We start from the raw sequence: 19,086 nt of genomic DNA on the forward strand, positions 1-19,086 counted from the left end.
CGATATCGGATCAAGGCGCTCCGGTCCGCGCTGCCCGTGCGCGGCGATCCTGTCGTCGGCCCCGACGTTTGCGTTTTCCCGGACGCTGGAGTCGATCCGGCCATGATCCCCTGACACATGCATGGGTGAAAGATGTGCAAGAAACTGCACAACAGGTCCAGTCCGTTGATGGTCCCGTCCGGTCCCGAAGGATCGGGTATCGTCCTAATGGCATGAAAAACAATAATAATCGGCAAAGATCTGGCGCGTTGGTCCTGCGCCGCGCACGCGATATCATCGGCGAACCGAACCCGCGCGACAGAAGCGGGTCGGATTGCCGAGCACGCGAGAGGACCTGACCGTGATCCAGACCATCGACACCCACGCCGCCATGCCCGAGGCTGCAAAGCCCTGGTATCGGCATCTTTACGTTCAGGTGCTGTTCGCGATCGCGGCCGGCGTGTTGCTGGGCCATTTCTACCCCACTGTCGGTGCCAGCCTGAAACCGCTCGGCGATGCCTTCATCAAGCTGGTGAAGATGATTATCGCGCCGGTCATCTTCCTGACGATCGTCACCGGCATTTCGGGCATGCGTGACCTGGGCAGCGTCGGCCGCGTGGCCGGCAAGGCGTTTGTCTATTTCCTGTTCTTTTCCACCCTGGCGCTGATCGTTGGCCTGATCGTCGGCAACATCATCCAGCCGGGGGCCGGCCTGAACATCGACCCCGCCAGCCTGGATACCAAGGCGGTCGCGGAGTATGTCGAAAAGGCGCATGACACGTCGATCGTCGGCTTCCTGACCGGGGTGATCCCCAACACGCTGGTGTCGGCCTTCGTCGAGGGCAACATCCTGCAGGTGCTGTTCATCGCCATTCTGTTCGGTATTTCGCTCGCTATGATCGGCGATCGCGGCAAGCCGGTCGTCAGCTTCTTCAACGACTTGTCGGTCGCCGTGTTCAAGATGGTGGCCATCCTGATGAAGGCAGCCCCGATCGGTGCGTTCGGCGCGATGGCGTTCACCATCGGCAAATACGGCGTCGGCACGCTCGCCAACCTGGCGATGCTGGTCGGTACCTTCTATCTGACGTCGGCGCTGTTCGTGGTCGTCATTCTGGGCGGCGTGGCGCGGGCATGCGGCTTTTCGATCTTCCGCCTGATCGCCTATCTGAAGGCCGAACTGCTGCTGGTGCTGGGCACGTCGTCGTCGGAAAGCGCACTGCCGGCGCTGATCGAGAAGATGGAGCGGGCGGGCTGCCCCAAGTCGATCGTCGGGCTGGTCGTGCCCGCCGGCTATTCGTTCAACCTGGACGGCACCAACATCTACATGACGCTGGCCACGCTGTTCATCGCGCAGGCGACGGGCATCGACCTGTCGTGGAGCCAGCAGGCGCTGTTGCTGGCGGTGGCGATGCTGTCGTCCAAGGGTGCGGCGGGCGTGACCGGCGCGGGCTTCATCACGCTGGCCGCCACCTTGTCGATCGTGCCGTCGGTGCCGGTGGCGGGCATGGCCCTGATCCTGGGGGTCGACCGGTTCATGAGCGAGTGCCGCAGCCTGACCAACTTCATCGGCAATGCGGTCGCGACGGTCGTGGTGTCGCGCTGGGAAAACGCGCTGGACGTCGAACAGCTCGACCGGGCGATGCGCGGTCAGAGCCTGCGGGTCGATCAGATGGAGGCCACGGCGATCCCGGCGGAATGATCGCCGCCGGGTTTACCATACCTCCATATCCGTTCGCTACGGGACTTGATCCATGACAAACACCACGCTCCTGCGCGCATCGACCGCGTTCGCCCTGATGGCATCGGCTGCGGCCGGACCGGCCTTCGCCCAACAGGCTGCCCGGCAGGCCGGCCCCGCCGCCAACCCGGTCGAGCCGCAGACGACCCGCGCGCCGGCCACGCCGATCGCCACCGCCTATCCCGACGCGGCGGCGGGTGACGGCCCGACGACCAACGGCTACAACCTGTCGCGCTGGGCCGAGGACTGGACCAGATATCGCGACCCGGCCAAGCGGGACGATCCGATCGACCGCCTCAAATATCTGCCGATCACCGGCGATGGCGACGTGTATCTGACGCTGAGCGGCGAGGCGCGGTTGCGCGTCAATCACACCACCAACCCCAATCTGAATGAAGCGCGGGCGCAGCGGCAGGACATCAACCGGCTGGTCGGCGGGGCCGACCTGCATCTGGGCAAGCATTTCCGGGTGTATGGCGAACTGGCGCATGGCGGGCTGTCGGGCATCGAACTGGGTAACCGGGTCGCGACGCTGAAGAACGACCTGATCGTGCAGCAGGCGTTCGTCGATGCGACCGCCGTCGTGTCGGGTGTCTCGGTCGGTGCGCGCTATGGCCGGCAGGAGTTTACCGACGGCCCAAACCTGATGATCTCGTCGCGCGACAACAATACGATCCGTTTTGTGTTGAACGGTATCCGGGCCTGGGCACGGGGGAGCACGGTGCGTGCCGACATCTTCGATTTCCGCCTGACCGAATATGGCCTGGGCGGCACGGGTGACGATCTGATCGACCATGCGCGCCGCTTTTCGGGCGTCAGTACCGGATTCGTCGTGCCCAAGACCGCGTTCGGCGGGTCGAAACTGTATGTCGATCCCTTCGTCTGGCGACTGCGCGGCGATCGCACGCTGTGGGGCACGACGACTGCACGCGAGGCCCGCACCTATTACGGCGTCCATGCCTGGGGCGATGCGGGGCCGGTCACGATCGACTGGACGCTGAACCACCAGGGCGGCCGGTTCGATGGGCGCGCGATCGACGCGTGGCAGGCGCTGTTCGCGCAGACCTATCGCCTGGGCAAGACCGGCACCGCGCCGCGCATCGGCTTCCACGCGGACTATGCCAGCGGCGGCGGCGCGTTCGGGACGGGGACGCTGAAGACCGCGTTCTCGCCCTATGGCAACAACATCTATTACAGCTACCAGCTGTTCGCGACGCCGACGAACCTGATCGCGATCGCCCCCAACGTCACGGTCAATCCGGTGAAGAAGGTCCGCGTGACCGCCGAATATCAGTGGGCGTGGCGCGACGACGTGCGCGACGCGGTGTACCGCGCGAACGGCACCGCCTTTGCCCGCACGCAGCTGAACGACGGCCGCAAGATCGGGGAAATGGCCCGATTGCAACTGGTCTACACCATCACCCCGCGTCTGGCATTCACTGGGCGCTACGAACACCTCATCGCCGGATCGGCCCTGACGAAGGCGGGGTACAGGAACTCCGACTTCCTCGCCGGCTGGCTCAGCTTCCGCTTCTGATACGCCAGGATCCCCGCTTGTGACCCATGCCGCCGCCCGCGCCCTATTGTCCGATCCGCTGACCAACAAGGGCACCGCGTTCACGCCCGACGAGCGTGACGCGCTGGGGTTGCACGGGTTGCTGCCGCCGCATGTCGGCACGCTGGAATCGCAGATCGCGCGGCGGCTGGTGGCCCTGCGCGGCCAACCCGATGCGTTCCATCGCTACGCCTTCCTGCGCGAGTTGCAGGATGCCAACGAGGTGCTGTTCCACGCGCTGGTTGCGCGCAATCTGGAGGAGCTGCTGCCGCTGGTCTACACGCCGACGGTCGGCGAGGGGTGCGAGCGGTTCAGCGAGATCTGGCGGCGGCCACGCGGCCTGTTCCTGAGCTATCCCAACCGGCACCGGATCGCCGATATCCTCGCCGACCCGGCATACGACCGGGTCAAGGTTATCGTGGTCAGCGACGGCGAACGGATCCTCGGGCTGGGCGATCAGGGCGCGGGCGGCATGGGCATCCCGATCGGCAAGCTGGCGCTCTACACCGCCTGTGCCGGCATCCACCCGTCCGAGGTGCTGCCGATCCTGCTCGACGTCGGCACCGACAATGCGACGCGGCGCGACGACCCGCTGTATGTCGGGTGGCAGCATGCGCGGGTGCGTGGCGAGGAGTATGACGGCTTCGTCGAGGATTTCGTCGCGGCGGTCGCGGATCGCTGGCCCGGCGTGCTGTTGCAGTGGGAGGATTTTGCCGGGGCCAACGCCCACCGGCTGCTCGCGCGCTACCGCGACCGGTTGCTGACGTTCAACGACGATATCCAGGGGACGGCGGCGGTGGCGGTCGGCACCGTGCTGGCGGCGGTGGCACGCACCGGCCAGCCGCTGATCGAGCAGCGCATCGTCCTGTTCGGCGCGGGCGCGGCCGGCAGCGGCATCGCCGCGCTGCTGATCGCGGCGATGATGGCCGATGGTCTCGATGCGAGCGCGGCGCGGGCGCGGGTCTGGGCGGTCGACCGCGAAGGCTTGCTGATCGAGGGGCAGAACGCGCTGAGCGATCAGCAGCGCGCGCTGTGCCGGACTCCGCACGAGGTTGCGGGCTGGTCCCGCACCGACGGCGGCGGCATCGGCCTGTTCGACACCGTCGCCAATGTCCGCCCGACCGTGCTGATCGGCGCGTCGGCGCAACCGGGCGCGTTTTCGGAAAAGATCGTTCGCGAGATGGCGGCGCATGTCGATCGTCCGGTCATCTTCCCGCTGTCCAACCCCTCGTCGCGGGCGGAGGCGCATCCCGCCGATCTCGTCGCCTGGACCGAGGCCCGCGCGATCGTCGGCACCGGCAGCCCGTTCGCGCCCGTCATCGGCGCGACCCCGGCGGTGACTCAGGTCAACAACGTCTATGTGTTCCCCGGCGTCGGCCTTGGCGCGCTGGTGGCGGGGGCCACGCGGATCAGCGACGGCATGTTCATGGCCGCCGCCCGCGCGCTGGCGGCGGTGGCGGGTACGGCCCATGCCGGCCTGTTGCCGCCGATCACCGACCTGCGCGCGGTGGCCGGGCGGATCGCGGTCGCGGTCGCCGAACAGGCACAGGCCGAGGGGCTGGCCGCAGCGGTGCCGGCCGGCGGCTGGTCGGCCGCGGTCGATGCGGCGATGTGGCATCCGGTCTACACGCCAGCCATATGACGCTGGGGGCATCCGGTCTTCGGCTGCTTGCGAAAACGGTGTCATCGCGCGCGATCCGACCCTAGAGGCGACCGACAAGACCCGGTTTCGGTGTCGTTCGTACCCCGTGTTCTCGCCGTGTCGCGCGAGGACGGGCGGCACGCGGCACCGGACGATCGAACGCCGGATCGGCAGCGGGGCGGCGGAGGAGAGGATGCGGCGATGACGGAGTCCACGCGACGTGTGCCCGGCGATCGGCCGGCGGCGGGAGCCGGGCGGTCGTGGCGGTTTCTGGCGCTCTACACGCTTGCCAATGCCGGTGGTGTGGTCGCCTATCTGCCGCTGCTGACCCTGTTGCTGCCGCTGAAGGTGAGCGCGATCGACGGGGGAAGCCGCGTCGGTTTGCTCGCGGTTGCGATCTTTGTGGGCGCGATCGTCGCCAGTCTGGCCAATATCCTGTTCGGCATCCTCAGCGATCGCAGCCATGCGCGGCGCGGGCGCCGTCGGCGCTGGATCGTCGGCGGACTGATTGCCACGATCGCGAGCTATGGCGGCGTCTGGCTGGCGCGCGACGGCGTGTCGCTGGTGGTGGCGATCGCCGGGTTTCAGGTCGCGCTGAACATGATGCTTGCCCCCCTGGTCGCGGTGATGGCCGACGAAGTGCCGGATTCACAAAAGGGACTGGTCGGCGGCCTGCTGGGTGTGGCGTCGCCGTTCGGCGGGATGGTCGGCGGTCTGGTTACCGGCGCGGCGCTGCTGGGTGAGGGCGGGCGGCTGGCGGTGATCGCGGGCGTGGCCGCGATGCTGGTCACGCCGATTCTGGCGTTCGGCCGGTTCGGTCGGGGCGGCGAGGCGCCGCAGGTCGTGGCGGTGGCAAGACCGCGCGGCCATGCGGTCGACCTGATGTTCGTCGGCGCATCCCGCCTGTCGATCCAGATCGCGGGTAACGTCCTGTTCGCCTATCTGCTGTTCTATTTTCAGGGCGTGGACCGGAGCAGCGACCCGCTGACCGTGGCCAGCCATGTCGGGCATCTGACCGGCTTTGCCTTTTTGCTGTCAATTCCGCTGACGATCGTCGTCGGCCGGACGTCGGACCGGACGGGGGTGCGCAAGCCGTATCTGGTGGCGGCGGCGCTGATGGCAGCGGCGGGGCTGTCGGTGATGGCGCTGGCCACCGGCTGGGGCAGCGCGGTCGCCGGTTTTGCGCTGTTCGCCAGCGGCAGCGGCCTGTTTCTGGGGCTGCATTCGGCCTATGCGATGCAGATCCTGCCGTCGCCCCGCCATCGCGGGCGTGATCTCGGCTTGCTCAACCTGACCAACACGCTGCCCGCCCTGCTCGGCCCGCCGATCGCGTGGATGCTGGCCGGCCCGGACGGGTTCGGAACGATGCTGCTGGTGCTGGCGATGCTGGCGATGCTGGGCGGGTTGCTGGTCCTGCCGATCCGCAGCGCGCGTTAACGCACCGCCAGCGACAGCGCGCGGGTCATCAGCGACGCGAACTGCTTTTCCGATACGGCGGCGTCCGACCGGTGCCAGTTGCCGGCGACCGCGAACCAGCGACCGTCCCGCACCTGCGCCAGATAGTTCATCGTGATGACGCCCGGCTCCGACCCGCCCTTGTATCCCAGATAGGCGAGCGCGTCGGCGGTTGCCGCGGCAGCGCCCGGGTTGACCGCCAGGATCGCGCGCGCGGTCGCATCGCCGTTCCGCCGCAGCCAGTCGAGCGTGCGGGCCATGTCGTCGGGGCTGCCGAACCATTCGACGCTGTCGATCGCGACCGGATTGCCGGCGAAGATCGACGCGTCGAGCGGGGCGGTGGCGAACCGCGCGGTGTTGGCGGCGAGCAGGCGCTTGCGTTCGCCCGCATCCGCCTTGCCCCAGGCGGCGGACAGCGCCGGATCCGCCTTGATCGCGATCAGTTCGCGGGTCGTCAGCAGCGGCAGGGTGCGCGGGCCGGACACGACGCCGGTGCGCGCCACGACCGCGTTGACCGAGTCGCGCCCGAGCGCGGTCATGAGGGCGTCGGTGGCGGTATTGTCGCTGACCGAGATCATCAGCGTCGCCAGCGTCTGCAAGGTGACCGGCGCATCCTTCGGCCAGGCATGGAGCACGCCCGAGGCGAGCGAGCGCGGCCCCAGCGTCACCACGTCGCTCCACCGCCGCTGACCGGCGGTCACCTGACGCGAAGCCTCCGCCAGCACCCACAGTTTGAAGGCCGAACCGAGCGGTGCCGGAGTGCCGGAATTGTACCCCGCGACCCGGGTGGGCGCGCCGTTGCCGAGCGCCATGACGACATAGCCGCTCATACCCGGCAGCGCGCGGAGGTCGGCCTCCAGCCGCGCGAAACTGTCGTCGCGCTGGGTCATGCCGGTGATGCGCAGGCCAGTGACGACGTGCGGTGGCGTGGGGTCGAGCGTGAGCGTCACGGCGGCGGTGCCGCGTTCGTACCCGACGATCAGGTCGGCGGCCCAGGCACCGCGCGGCGTCAGCGTCTCGACGCGCTGTGCGGTCCCCAATGTTTCGCGGACCTGCGCGGACAATGCGACCATTTTCTCACGCGGGATTTCGGCGCGGAATGCGGGGGAGAAACTGCCGTCAAAGTCGCCGCCGCCATTCAGCACGGCGATGAGCGAGTCGGCGCGGGCGCGAACCGCCGGGTCCGGGGCCACCGTCGACTGTGCCCGCGCGGCTGTGGTCATCATCGGCAACGCCGTCAGGACCAGGGCCAGCCCCGTCATCGCATATCGCATTCGCCGTCCCCCAAAACTGTATTGCAACGCTAACACGGGGCGGCGGCGTTGCAAGCCTAGTTCTTCAGTTTCCAGCCGTTGCGCAGCAGCGCGTAGCACAGGCCCGCCAGTGCCAGATCAATGGCGAGGATGATCGCGCCGCCCAGCATCACCGGCGAATCGGCAATGCCGAGAAAGCCGTAGCGGAAGCCGGAGATGATGTAGAAGAACGGATTGGCGTGGCTGATCGTGCGGAAGGCGGGGGCAAGGCGGTCGACCGAATAGAAGGTGCCCGACAGCAGTGCGAGCGGCCCGACGACGAAGTTGGACACCGCCGCCGCATGATCGAACTTCTCCGCCCAGATCGAGGTCAGCACGCCGAGCAGGGCCAGGAAGACCGAGCCGAGCAACCCGAACCACAGGATCGCGAGCGGGGCATGCGGCGTGACATGGACGCCGGGCCACAATGCCATCGCCAGCCACACGGTCAGCCCGACGCAGATCGCGCGGGTGACCGCGCCGCCGACCAGCGCCGCCAGCAATTCGGCGGTCGACAGCGGCGGCATCAGGTAATCGACGATCGTCCCCTGGATCTTGCCGACCAGCAGCGAGAAGCTGGCGTTGGCGAACGCGTTCTGCAGCATGCCCATGACGATCAGGCCGGGGGCGATGAAATCGGCGAACTGCACCTCGCCGCCACCGACGGTCACGGCATGGCGTGCGCCCAGCGCGGTGGTGAAGACGACGAGAAACAGCAGCGTCTGGATCGCAGGCGCCCAGATCGTCTGGAGCTGCACCTTGAAGAAACGGCGCACCTCCTTCACATAGAGGGTCTTGAGGCCACCCCAGTTGACGTTCCGGATCGTCGGGACACCTGGGGCGCTTCGGATCGCCGACGGACTTTTTCCGGGTTGGGGCTGGCTGCTCATGCCGCAAGCGCGTAGTCGCTGCGGCGATGCGTCGCAAGCCGGAGGATGGGCGTTCGGCGGATGGGATGGCCCGACCGGGATCAACCGGGCGTTTTGGCCAAGCAGATATGGGAAACGGCATGAGCTGGACGGACGAGCGGATCGATTCGCTCAAGACGATGTGGGAAGCGGGCCAGACCGCCAGCCAGATCGCGGAAGCACTGGGTGGCGTCAGCCGCAACGCGGTGATCGGCAAGGCGCATCGGCTGGGGCTGCAGTCGCGCCCGTCGCCGGTGAAGTCGAACGAGGCCAAGGCCGCCGAGACGGCCGAGGCCGAACCGGCTGTCGTCGCCCCCGTCGTAACTCCGGCAGCACCGCCCGCACCGGTTGCCGCGCCGCCGCCAGCGACGCCGAAGCCCGCCCCGGTCAAGGCCGCGCCGGTTGCCCCGTCCGCTGCGCCGAAGGCCGTGGTCGCGGACGTCGAGGATGACGCGCCAGCCGTCGTCACCCGCGACGTTGCGGAGGACGACGTCGATATCGACGATGGTGACGAGACGGATGAAGGGGCGGATGACGAGGTCGTGGCACCGGCCGCCCCGCCGCCGCCTCCACCGCCAATCCTGCGGTCGGTCGGCCCCGGTGGCTTCCTGCGTCAGGCACCTGGTGAACAGCAGGCTCCGATCACGCCCGCGCCGCCGCGTCGTCTGGTTCCGGCCAAGCCGTCGGCCGACATGGCCACCAAGACGAGCCTGCTCGACCTGAACGACCGCATCTGCAAATGGCCGATCGGTCACCCGGGCGAACCGGACTTCCATTTCTGCGGCGACAAGGTCAATCCGGGTTTTCCCTATTGCATCCAGCATTGCGGCCATGCCTATCAGGCGCAATTGCCGCGTCGCGATCGTCGGCCGGCTCCGCCGCTGCCCTTCGGCGGGCCGCGCGTTCGGTAACCGGGGGGGTGTCGTGCCTCCCTGTCCGTCAACCGAAACCGGCGTTATCGAAGGGCGCTGACCAGACCATTGGTCAGCGCCCTTTTGTCGTCCGGGCGCGCAAAACTGTGTGATGCCGTCGCGATCCGGATGACTCGCGCGCGGTCGGTCGTTGCGGCGAAGGCCGATGTTCGTAACGCATCTTCAAACGCGATGCCGGTGGCGTCGCCGGTCGCAATCAGGATGGTCAGCGGCTGGCCGGCGCGGCTCAGTCGCCGTGCGAGCGTACCGGCGATCGTGGTCGGCGCGGCTCGGTCGCGCAGCAGCTTGACGATGCCCCGGCCGACGTTGCGCAAATTGATGCCGCCACGCAGCAGGCGCAGCCATGTTTCGGGATCGCGCGCGCGGGCGGCATAGCGCGCGCGAATGGCGGCGGTCGGCGGGAGGCCGTCGTCGCCCGCCGCGTCGATCCACGGATTGGCGAGGATCAGGGCATCCAGCCCGTCGCCAAACAGCGCCAGCGTGGTCGCCGCATCGCAATTGCCGAACCCCGCGACGCGCGTCATCCCCGGCATCGCCGCGCGGAATGTGGCGAGCGCCGCGGCGAGGTCGGCCCCAGCCGAATCGTAGCCGGCGTTGACGCCGCTGGAGTCGCCGATGCCGCGCCGGTCATAGCGAAAGACCGGGATGCCCTGTTCGGCAAGGTCGGCCGCCAGCATCGCCATGCCCCGATGCGCACCACAGCGCAGTTCGTTGCCGCCCGATACGATCAGCAGGCCGGTCGGGCCATCACCCTCGTCAAGCGTCCCGACCAGCGTTTCTCCGGCGCAGGGAAAGGCGATCAGCCGTCGCACAGGCGGAGCCACGCGGCGATGTCATCCGCCAGCAGCGCGGCCAGCGCGGGATCGTCGCCCGGTTCGGCCCGTCGCCACAGCGGCGCGGCCTCGACGTGCCGGTCGGCGGTGCGGGGATCGCTGCTCAGGCGGACGACCCTGCGCGGGATGCCGGGCTGGTCGAACGGCGTGGCGGCGGACAGCGACGACAGGAAGTCGGACGACAGGAGGTTGCCGGCGATTTCAACGGGATCGTCATCGCCATACATCATGGTATCGAGATCGCGCGACCCCGCCGGACGGTCACCACTGGCCAGCCATGTCCGATGCAGGTCGCGCAGCACATCCGACCCGTCGATCGGGGACAGGTGCCACCGCCCTTCGTGCAGCGCGCAATAATCGAGCAGGGTTCCGCTGCGGATCCCCAGCGCGTAGGTGCGCCGACCCTCGCCGTTGAGGCGGCCGGTCACCGCCTCCAGAGCCTCCGCCATGCGCAGGACGGTCAGCGTACCGGTCGGCACCAGACTTTCGCCCTGGCCCGGCACATCGGGCAGGACGCTGGCGATCCCGCGCAGCGCCAGCGCGCGCAGAAGACCGACGACGAAGGTCCGCGTGCGGTTCGCCTCCTCCATCAGCGGCAGGGTCGCGACCATGACCGGGCCGGTTGCGGGGCCGAAGCGAAGCATCGCCTCCCGCCCGCCGGCCCAGTCATACCGGTCGATCACACCAGCGCCTTGCCCGCCGCGAAGCGCAGCAGCGCGCCGTACGTTTCCAGCATTTCGCCATCCACCTCATCATCCTCGATGACGATGGCGAGCCTGTCTTCCAGTTCGGTGAGCACACCGGCGACCGCCATCGAATCGAGTTCGGGCAGCGCGCCGAACAGCGGCGTCGATTCGGTGAACGCGGCAACGCGCTCTTCGGACAGGCCCAGGACGTCACGCAGCACGGCGCGGACGGTGGAATCAACAGCGGAGCGACCTTCGGGAATCAAGCGCGGACCTTTCGGCGGGTGGTGCCAGGCGACGGCGTCGCCGTATCGCGGCGTTAAAGTGCGGGGGTGAATTGGGCAATGGCTTGGGGCTATGGAGGGGCATGCGTATGCCCGACCCCGTCCCCTTGCCGATCGACCATCTGACGATGCGCGGTGCGTCCGATGCGCCGGCGCTGGTCGACCGGGCGGGTTCGGTGACGTTTGCCGAACTGGAAACGGCGGTCGGGCGGATGGCCGGCTGGCTGGCGGGGCAGGGGTTCATGCCCGGCGACCGGGTGGCGTGCTGGCTGCCCAAGACGCGCGCTGCCTGCGTCATGCTGCTCGCGGCGGCCCGTGCGGGTCTCGTCCATGTACCGATCAACCCGGCACTGCGCCGCGCGCAGGTCGCGCATATCCTGGGCGACAGCGGCGCACGGCTGTTGCTGACGCAGGGCGCGCGGACCGCGACGCTGCTGGCGGACGATGTGCCCAGGGGGTGTCGGGTGGTCGATGAGGCGGACGTGCCGCTGACCGATGGCAGCCCTGCGTTGCCGCCGTCGGCTGTGGACACCGATGCACTGGTCGAGATCCTCTATACCTCGGGGTCGACCGGCCGTCCCAAGGGCGTGATGCTGAGCCATGCGAATCTATGGCTCGGCGCGGCGTCGGTCGCGGCGTATCTGGACCTTGCGCCCGGCGACCGGGTGCTCGGCGTGCTGCCGTTGAGTTTCGATTACGGCCAGAACCAGTTGCTTTCGACCTGGATGGCGGGGGCGAGCGTCGCGCCGATCGACTATCTGACGGCGCGCGACGTGGTGAAGGCGGTCGACCGGTTCGCGGTGACGACGCTGGCCGGAGTGCCGCCGCTGTGGACGCAATTGCTGGAGGCGGACTGGCCGGCGGAAGCCGCCGCGCGGCTGACCCGGCTGACCAATTCGGGCGGGGCGCTGACGCCCCGGCTGGTGCGGGCATTGCGGTCGCGGTTCCCGGCCGCGCGGGTGTTTGCGATGTACGGCCTGACCGAGGCGTTTCGATCGACGTGGCTCGATCCCGACCTGATCGACGCGCACCCCGACGCGATCGGGCGGGCGATCCCGTTCGCCGAGGTGCTGGTGATCCGGCCCGACGGCACGCGCGCGGCGGCGGGGGAGGCGGGCGAACTGGTCCATGCCGGGCCGCTGGTCGCGCAGGGCTATTGGCGTGACCCGGATCGGACCGCCGAACGGTTTCGGCCGGCGCCGGCATCCGCGATCCATGCCGGACGGGCGGTGTGGTCGGGGGATACCGTGGTCGAGGGTGCGGATGGCCTGCTGCGCTTCGTCGGGCGCGACGACGAGATGATAAAAAGCGCGGGCAACCGCATCAGTCCGCTGGAGATCGAGGAGGCGGTGCTGGCGGGTGGCGAAGCGCGCGAGGCGGTGGCGGTCGGTGTCGCGGATGCGCGATCGGGTCAGTCGATCCTGGTCGCGGTCGCGGGCGATCCGGCGGGCGAGGCGGCGCTGCGCGCACGGCTGCGGCGTGATCTGCCCAGCTTCATGCAGCCGGTCGGCTATCGCTGGCACGAGGATCTGCCGCGCAACGCCAATGGCAAGCTCGACCGTGCCGCGATCCGTGCGGCGATCGTCGGTGAGGAGCAGGGCGTATGACCATCACGCCCAAGCCGATGGGGCCGATCCCGCCCGAGTTCGCCGGACAGGCCGGCGCATTGACGATTGGCGGACGCCGCGCGGAGGATTGGGTGGCCGAGGTCGGCGACACGCCGCTGTTCGTGTATGATCCAGCGATCGTCGCCACGCGGGTTGCCCGGTTCCGTGCGGCGTTTCCTGGCATCGACCTGCATTATGCGATGAAGGCCAACCCGTTTGCGCCGTTCCTGGCGGCGATGGCGACGATGGTCGACGGACTGGACGTGGCGTCGGCGGGCGAGCTTCGCGCGGCACTGTCCGTGAAGCCCGCGACCGCGATCAGCTTTGCCGGGCCGGGCAAGCGCGACGATGCGCTGACGGTGGCGGTCCGTGCGCGGGCGACGCTGAACGTCGAATCCGGCAACGAGGCGCGCCGGGCGATCGCGATCGGCGAACGGCTGGGTATCGCGCCGCGGCTGGCGGTGCGGGTCAACCCGGACATCGAACTGCGCGGGTCGGGCCTGCGGATGGGCGGGCGACCCTCGCCGTTCGGGATCGACGCGAGCGCGGCGTCCGGCGTCGTCCGGATGCTGATCGACGCAGGGGCCGACTGGCGGGGATTCCACATCTATGCCGGGTCGCAGGCACTGGATGCGGGCGCTGTGATCGAGACGCAGGCCGCGACCATCGCACTGGCCGCGCGGCTGGCGGAGCAGGCGGATGCCGCGCCGCCGCTGGTCAATCTGGGCGGCGGATTCGGCGTGCCCTATTTCGCCGGCGATATCGCGCTCGATGTCGAGGTGGTGGGGGCAGGACTGGCCGAGGCGCTTGGCGCGCGTCCGGCGATCCTTCGGGACACGCGGTTCGCGATCGAACTCGGGCGGTGGCTGGCGGCCGAGTCGGGGGTGTATCTGACGCGCGTCGTCGACGTGAAGGACAGTCAGGGTGAAACCTTCGTCGTCGTCGATGGCGGATTGCATCACCAGCTGGCCGCCAGCGGCAATTTCGGCACGGTGGTGCGGCGCAATTACCCGCTGGCGGTGGCCGGCGCGATGGGGGCAGCGCCGGTTGCGCCCGTCACGGTCGTCGGGTGCCTTTGCACGCCGCTCGACCGGCTGGGCGACCGCGTCGCGCTGCCGCCGGTTGCGGTGGGCGATCTGGTCGCCATCTTCATGGCAGGCGCCTATGGTGCGTCGGCTAGCCCGTCCGCGTTCCTTGGTCATCCCGAAGCGGGACAGGTGCTGGCCCCAGTACCGATGGGCTAACGCTATGTTCACCTCTGGGTCGCATAGCACGAGGAGAAGTCATGCGACCGCCGGGGTGCCGAATCCTTGGCGGCCCTCGCGTCGGCAGGAGATGAGTTGCGATGCGTTCCGGACCCTTTTCCCGTTCTGTGATCGGCCTTGCGCTGGCCGCGACGATGCTGTCGGCCTGCACCGCCGGAACCGGCGGCGACCGGCCGACCCTGCCGCCGGCGTCCTATGTCGCGAACAAGGAAACGCCGGGCGAGGAATATGTCATCGGCCCGCTCGACCAGCTGAACATCTTCGTCTGGCGCAATCCCGAACTGTCGTCGAAGGTGCAGGTCCGCCCAGACGGTCGCATCACCACGCCGCTGGTCGCGGACATGCCGGCGGTGGGCAAGACCCCGGCGATGCTGGCCGACGACATGAAGACCGCGCTGTCGCAGTACATCACCAACCCCAACGTGTCGGTGATCGTCGAGAATTTCAGCGGGACGTACAGCCAGCAGGTGCGGATCGTCGGCGCGACCGAGAAGCCGGCGTCGATCCCCTATCGCGCCAACATGACATTGCTCGACGCGATGATCGCGGTCGGTGGTCTTAGCCAGTATGCGGCGGGCAACAAGGCGCGGCTGGTGCGGTACGACCGCGCCACCGGCAAGCAGACCGAATATGGCCTACAGATCGGCAATTTGCTGAAAAAGGGCGATTCGTCGGCGAATGTCCGGCTGGAACCCGGCGACGTCATCATCATCCCCGAATCGATGTTCTGAAGGGGGCGCAGGGCGTGAACGGTATCTATGACGAGGCGCGGATCGCGCTGCACGCGGTGTGGACCCGCCGCTGGCTGGCGCTTGGCGTCGCGTGGGCCATCTGTGTCGCGGGGTGGCTGGTCGTGTCGCAGATTCCCAGCCGGTACGAATCGCGCGCGCGCGTCCTGATCCAGATGCAGAACGTACTTCCGGATTCGATGAACGGAACGCCCGGCGACCAGCAGAAGAATATCGATCAGATCCGCCAGACGCTCGTCTCGGCGGTGAATCTGGAAAAGGTCGTGCGCGGCACCGATCTTGCCAACACCGTGTCGTCCGACCGTGACGTTGCCGACCGCGTCGCCGGCCTCAGCCAGGCGATCAAGATCACCGCGCAGCAGGACAACCTGTTCGAGATCACGACCAGCGCGGCCAGTCCGAAACTGGCGCGGACGATCACCCAGAAGCTGATCGACATCTTCGTCGAGCAGAATCTGGCGGGCGACCGCAGTTCGACCACCCAGTCGGTCCGGTTCCTCGATTCACAGCTGGAACAGCGGCAGAAGGCGCTGGCGGATGCGGAGGCCAAGCGCGCCGATTTCCAGAACCGCTATCTGGGGTCGCTGCCCGGCACCGGATCGGTCGCGGACCGGATCGGCGCGGCGCGTTCCCAGATGGCACAGGTCGATGGTGACCTTGCCGCCGCGCAGTCCAGCCTTGGCGCGGTGTCCGGCCAGATGGCGGGAACCCCGGCGACGGTCGCCGGCGCCGGTGGCACGGCCGGCAGCGCCGGGCCAGCGCGAGCGCGGCTGGCGGCGATCCAGGGCCAGCTCGCCGATGCGCGCGCGCGGGGCTATACCGACAGCCACCCCGACGTCATCGCGCTGAAGGGCCAGCTTGCGGCGGCGACGGCGGCTGCACGGGGTGAGCCGTTGTCCGGCGGATCGGCCGGGGCAGGCAGCACGCCCAACCCGCTCTACATGTCGTTGCAGGCGATGCAGGCCGACCGGCAGGCGCAGGTCGCGGCGCTCAGGATGCGCAAGGCGCAGTTGCAGGGCGATCTCGATCTGCTCAATTCCAAGCTGGCCGGCGACCCGGAGGTCGCGGCGCAGCAGGGTGAGATCGAACGCAATTACCAGGTGATGAAGGACGCGTACGACCAGTTGCTCGCCAATCGCGAACAGGTGGCGCTGCGTGGCCAGGCGCAGACCCAGACCGATGCGGTGAAGTTCAACGTCATCGACCCGCCGACGACACCGCGCACGCCCGTGGCGCCCAACCGCATGCTGTTGCTGACCGGTGTGTTCCTGGCCGGGCTGGGTGGCGGGATCGCCGCCGCGTTCGCGCTGTCGCAGCTTCGCGGCACCTTCCCGACCGCGAGCCGGCTGGAAAACGCATCGGGCATGACCGTGATCGGCGCGATCGGTGAGGTTGTCACGCGCGCGCAGTCGGATGAACGGCGCAAGCGGCTGAAGCTGTTTGCCGGCGGCACGGCCGCCCTGGCGGTGGCGTATGTCCTGCTGCTCGGCGTCGAGATATTGCAGCGAGGGATGACCGCATGACCGCCCCCAAGCCCACGCGCGAGCCGTCGCTGCTGGAACGCGCCGCCAAGGTCTATGACTTCAGCGCCCACGTCCGCGCGCCGGTGATCCCGGTCTGGGAGCCTGCTCCGACGGTGCCGCAACCGGTCTATGACGAAGCGACATCGGCCTCGCTGGCGGCGATCCCGGCCGAGTTCCTGGCATCGGCCCATGACGATTTCGATGACGGGTTTCCCATGCCGGGAGAGCAGGTCCGGGTCGACCGGGCGATGCTGGCCGAACGCGGGATGATCGTGCCCGGTGCGCCGGTCGGATCGCTGGCCGAGGAGTTCCGGCTGGTGAAGCGCCAGCTGCTGGCCACCGCCGCGCGGATCGAGGACGGCGAACACGCCGACAAGGCACGGATGATCCTGGTATGTTCGGGGCGTCCGGGTGACGGCAAGACGTTCTGTGCGATCAACCTCGCGCTGTCGTTGGCGGCCGAGCGCGATACCGAAGTGCTGCTGGTCGATGCCGACTTTGCAAAGCCCGATGTGCTGGCGCAGCTGGGGTTGCCCGATTCACCGGGGCTGCTCGATGCGCTGGCGGACAAGACGCTCGATCCCGAGGCGCTGGTGCTGCACACCGACGTCCCGCATCTGGCGATCCTGCCGGCCGGCGCGCGCAACAACGCCGATACCGAATTGCTGGCGAGCGGGCGGACGCGGACGGTGATCGCTCGGCTGCTTGCAGCCAACCCGCGCCGGATCATCCTGTTCGACTCGCCGCCGGCGCTCGCCGCGTCGCCGGCATCGGTGCTGGCCACGCTGGTCGGTCAGGTGATGATGGTCGTGCGCGCGGACCGGACGCCCGACGGCGAGCTGCGTCAGTCGGTCGGCCTGCTTGATGGGTGCGAGCATATCCAGTTGTTGCTGAATGCCGTCTCGTTCGTGCCGGGCGGGCATCGCTACGGCACCTATTACGGTCAGGAGACCATGAAGTGAGCGGTTTTCGCTACGGGTTCGCAAGCTGTGCGGTGCTGGCACTGGCGGTCGCCGGATCGGCGCAGGCGCAATCGGTCGGTTCCGGTGCGCCACTGGATCAGGATTCATCCGGCGTCAGTGACGGACCGGCACAGCCGACCGCCCGCACGACGGTGGCCCCCTATATCGAGGTCGGGCAGCTGCTCGACGCCGACCTGAACTCCGGCGACGTCGTCACCTATACCTCGGTCGCGGTCGGCGTCGATGCGGCGATCCAGACCCGCCGGGCCGAGGCGCAGGTCAGCTATCGCTACAACCACCAGTTCAGCTGGGATGACCGGGTCGGCGATCAGGACATCCATAGCGGCCTGTTCCGCGGACTGTACCGGATCACCCCGTCGCTCACGATTGACGGCGGGGCGATCGCGACGCGGGCGCGATCCGACATTCGCGGCGCGGCACCGGGGACGCTGGTCGGCGACGATGCCAACGTCTCGCAGGTCTATTCGCTGTACGCCGGGCCGAACTATTCGAACCGGTTCGGTCCCGTCGCGGTCGATGCGGCCTATCACATCGGCTATACCAAGGTGACGACGCCGGGCGGCGGTGGCCTGTTCGGTCAGCCACGGCTCGATTATTTCGACGATGCGACGAACCACCTCGCCACCCTGCGCGTGGGCACCGCGCCGGGTACCGTCCTGCCGGTCGGGCTGACCGCCAGCGGTGCGTATGAGCGCGAGGATGCCGGCCAACTGGATCAGCGCTATGAGGGCTGGTACGGCCGCGGCGACGCGTTGTTGCCGGTGTCGCCAACGCTCGCGCTGGCGGCTGGTGTGGGTTACGAGCGGATCGAGACCAGCCAGCGGTCGCCACTGGTGAACGCGGCCGGTGCGCCGGTGCTGGACGGCAATGGCCGGTTCGTCACCGATCCGGCCTCGCCCCAGCGGATCGCCTATCGCACCGACGGGGTCTATTACGACGCCGGCGTGGTGTGGCGGCCGAACCGCCGGGCCGAGGTGCAGGCGCGGGTCGGCGAACGCTATGGATCGCTCAGCATCACCGGCTCGGCTACCTATCAGGCGTCGCGCAGCGTCGGCCTGGCGGTCGGCGTGTATGACGGGGTGCAGACCTTCGGGCGTCAGTTGCGGAGTGGCCTTGCCGGCCTGCCGACCAGCTTCGTCGCCAATCGCGATGCGCTGAATCAGCAATATACCGGCTGCGTGTTCGGCAACAGCGGCGCGGCCCCCGGTGGCTGCCTGAACGATGTGTTCCAGTCGATCTCGACCGCGACCTACCGTGCGCGCGGCATCGACGGGGTGATGAGCGTCACGCGCGGGCTGAACGTGTTCGGGGTCGGCGCGGGGTATGCCAACCGCGAGATCTATGCGCCCGATACCGCGCCCGGCGTGGTCATTTCGGGGCTGGAGGATCAGAGCTGGTACGGACAGGTTTTCTATTCGCGCAGCCTGACCGCGGATTCCGGCTTCAACGCCAACGGCTTCGTCAATTATTACGACACCGGCGTCGTGGGTGCGGATACCACGCTGTCGCTGGGGGCGACCGGAAGCTATTTCCATACTTTCGGGCGATTGCTGACCACCGCGACGCTGGGCCTCTACCACTTCAAGGTCGGCGACTTCGCCAGCGACCTGACCGCGCAGGCGCAGGTCGGCGCACGATACCAGTTCTGAGGGCCA

General features: G+C 68.5%; 16 protein-coding genes. 11 read left to right on the top strand and 5 right to left on the bottom strand.

Translation table 11 applies throughout. The features are described 5' to 3' along the window. Positions 1-370 precede the first annotated feature (370 nt). From ASE75_RS05235 to ASE75_RS05250, 4 genes are all read left to right on the top strand, one after another. The gene (locus ASE75_RS05235; RefSeq protein WP_055931009.1) at positions 371-1,678 is read left to right on the top strand and encodes a dicarboxylate/amino acid:cation symporter; all 1,308 of its coding nucleotides are present in this window, start codon (positions 371-373) and stop codon (positions 1,676-1,678) included. Positions 1,679-1,730: 52 nt separating this feature from the next. Then, positions 1,731-3,254, top strand: a complete 1,524-nt coding sequence (locus ASE75_RS05240) for an alginate export family protein (RefSeq protein ID WP_055930018.1) — start codon at positions 1,731-1,733, stop codon at positions 3,252-3,254. 19 nt (positions 3,255-3,273) lie between these two features. Then, positions 3,274-4,914: an NAD-dependent malic enzyme gene (locus ASE75_RS05245; protein WP_055930021.1), complete on the top strand. Its 1,641-nt coding sequence runs from the start codon at positions 3,274-3,276 to the stop codon at positions 4,912-4,914. A 201-nt stretch (positions 4,915-5,115) separates the two neighbouring features. Continuing rightward, complete coding sequence (locus ASE75_RS05250; RefSeq protein ID WP_055930024.1) at positions 5,116-6,351, top strand: MFS transporter; 1,236 nt, start codon at positions 5,116-5,118, stop codon at positions 6,349-6,351. Here ASE75_RS05250 and ASE75_RS05255 read toward each other — a convergent pair. Further along, positions 6,348-7,643, bottom strand: a complete 1,296-nt coding sequence (locus tag ASE75_RS05255) for a serine hydrolase (RefSeq protein ID WP_055930027.1) — start codon at positions 7,641-7,643, stop codon at positions 6,348-6,350. The two genes, ASE75_RS05250 and ASE75_RS05255, sit on opposite strands and share 4 nt — an antisense overlap. Before the next feature lie 56 nt (positions 7,644-7,699). Continuing rightward, positions 7,700-8,551 carry an ABC transporter permease gene (locus ASE75_RS05260; protein ID WP_055930030.1) on the bottom strand — a complete coding sequence of 284 codons (852 nt, stop codon included), beginning with the start codon at positions 8,549-8,551 and terminating at the stop codon, positions 7,700-7,702. Between the two features lie 119 nt (positions 8,552-8,670). Here ASE75_RS05260 and ASE75_RS05265 point away from each other — a divergent pair, with 119 nt between their 5' ends. Then, on the top strand, positions 8,671-9,480 hold the full coding sequence (locus ASE75_RS05265; RefSeq protein WP_055930033.1) for a GcrA family cell cycle regulator: 810 nt from the start codon (positions 8,671-8,673) through the stop codon (positions 9,478-9,480). 44 nt (positions 9,481-9,524) lie between these two features. Here ASE75_RS05265 and ASE75_RS05270 read toward each other — a convergent pair whose 3' ends face one another. From ASE75_RS05270 to ASE75_RS05280, 3 genes are read right to left on the bottom strand one after another with little or no spacing between them, the layout of a single operon-like run. Next, a complete protein-coding gene (locus ASE75_RS05270; protein ID WP_235512516.1) occupies positions 9,525-10,325 on the bottom strand; it encodes a hydrolase 1, exosortase A system-associated in 801 nt (266 codons plus the stop codon). Next, complete coding sequence (locus ASE75_RS05275) at positions 10,301-11,017, bottom strand: hypothetical protein (RefSeq protein ID WP_235512517.1); 717 nt, start codon at positions 11,015-11,017, stop codon at positions 10,301-10,303. The genes ASE75_RS05270 and ASE75_RS05275 overlap by 25 nt, the downstream gene beginning before the upstream one ends. After that, positions 11,014-11,286 (bottom strand): acyl carrier protein, encoded by a 273-nt coding sequence (locus ASE75_RS05280; protein WP_055930036.1) that lies wholly within the window; start codon positions 11,284-11,286, stop codon positions 11,014-11,016. Before ASE75_RS05280 ends, ASE75_RS05275 begins: the two co-directional genes overlap by 4 nt. A 101-nt stretch (positions 11,287-11,387) precedes the next feature. Between ASE75_RS05280 and ASE75_RS05285 the strand changes: the two genes are divergently transcribed. The 6 genes from ASE75_RS05285 to ASE75_RS05310 all read left to right on the top strand — a co-directional run bounded on the left by ASE75_RS05285 (position 11,388) and on the right by ASE75_RS05310 (position 19,080). Then, positions 11,388-12,911, top strand: a complete 1,524-nt coding sequence (locus ASE75_RS05285; protein ID WP_055930039.1) for an AMP-binding protein — start codon at positions 11,388-11,390, stop codon at positions 12,909-12,911. Beyond that, positions 12,908-14,155 (top strand): pyridoxal-dependent decarboxylase, exosortase A system-associated, encoded by a 1,248-nt coding sequence (locus ASE75_RS05290; protein WP_235512518.1) that lies wholly within the window; start codon positions 12,908-12,910, stop codon positions 14,153-14,155. Before ASE75_RS05285 ends, ASE75_RS05290 begins: the two co-directional genes overlap by 4 nt. 101 nt (positions 14,156-14,256) lie before the next feature. Then, positions 14,257-14,907, top strand: a complete 651-nt coding sequence (locus tag ASE75_RS05295; RefSeq protein ID WP_055930042.1) for an XrtA/PEP-CTERM system exopolysaccharide export protein — start codon at positions 14,257-14,259, stop codon at positions 14,905-14,907. A gap of 14 nt (positions 14,908-14,921) precedes the next feature. Continuing rightward, the gene (locus ASE75_RS05300; protein ID WP_055930045.1) at positions 14,922-16,448 is read left to right on the top strand and encodes an XrtA system polysaccharide chain length determinant; all 1,527 of its coding nucleotides are present in this window, start codon (positions 14,922-14,924) and stop codon (positions 16,446-16,448) included. After that, on the top strand, positions 16,445-17,410 hold the full coding sequence (locus ASE75_RS05305; protein WP_055930048.1) for an AAA family ATPase: 966 nt from the start codon (positions 16,445-16,447) through the stop codon (positions 17,408-17,410). Before ASE75_RS05300 ends, ASE75_RS05305 begins: the two co-directional genes overlap by 4 nt. Then, complete coding sequence (locus ASE75_RS05310) at positions 17,407-19,080, top strand: hypothetical protein (RefSeq protein ID WP_156340176.1); 1,674 nt, start codon at positions 17,407-17,409, stop codon at positions 19,078-19,080. The genes ASE75_RS05305 and ASE75_RS05310 overlap by 4 nt, the downstream gene beginning before the upstream one ends. Positions 19,081-19,086 lie beyond the last annotated feature (6 nt).

This window comes from Sphingomonas sp. Leaf17, assembly GCF_001421505.1.
Lineage (GTDB): Bacteria > Pseudomonadota > Alphaproteobacteria > Sphingomonadales > Sphingomonadaceae > Sphingomonas.

Excerpts from the sequence above, each read along its gene's own strand:
- ASE75_RS05235 (WP_055931009.1), top strand. The coding sequence starts at position 371 with ATGCCCGAGGCTGCAAAGCCCTGGTATCGGCATCTTTACGTTCAGGTG.
- ASE75_RS05240 (WP_055930018.1), top strand. The coding sequence starts at position 1,731 with ATGACAAACACCACGCTCCTGCGCGCATCGACCGCGTTCGCCCTGATG.
- ASE75_RS05250 (WP_055930024.1), top strand. The coding sequence starts at position 5,116 with ATGACGGAGTCCACGCGACGTGTGCCCGGCGATCGGCCGGCGGCGGGA.
- ASE75_RS05255 (WP_055930027.1), bottom strand. The coding sequence starts at position 7,643 with ATGCGATATGCGATGACGGGGCTGGCCCTGGTCCTGACGGCGTTGCCG.
- ASE75_RS05260 (WP_055930030.1), bottom strand. The coding sequence starts at position 8,551 with ATGAGCAGCCAGCCCCAACCCGGAAAAAGTCCGTCGGCGATCCGAAGC.
- ASE75_RS05265 (WP_055930033.1), top strand. The coding sequence starts at position 8,671 with ATGAGCTGGACGGACGAGCGGATCGATTCGCTCAAGACGATGTGGGAA.
- ASE75_RS05285 (WP_055930039.1), top strand. The coding sequence starts at position 11,388 with ATGCGTATGCCCGACCCCGTCCCCTTGCCGATCGACCATCTGACGATG.
- ASE75_RS05290 (WP_235512518.1), top strand. The coding sequence starts at position 12,908 with ATGACCATCACGCCCAAGCCGATGGGGCCGATCCCGCCCGAGTTCGCC.
- ASE75_RS05295 (WP_055930042.1), top strand. The coding sequence starts at position 14,257 with ATGCGTTCCGGACCCTTTTCCCGTTCTGTGATCGGCCTTGCGCTGGCC.
- ASE75_RS05305 (WP_055930048.1), top strand. The coding sequence starts at position 16,445 with ATGACCGCCCCCAAGCCCACGCGCGAGCCGTCGCTGCTGGAACGCGCC.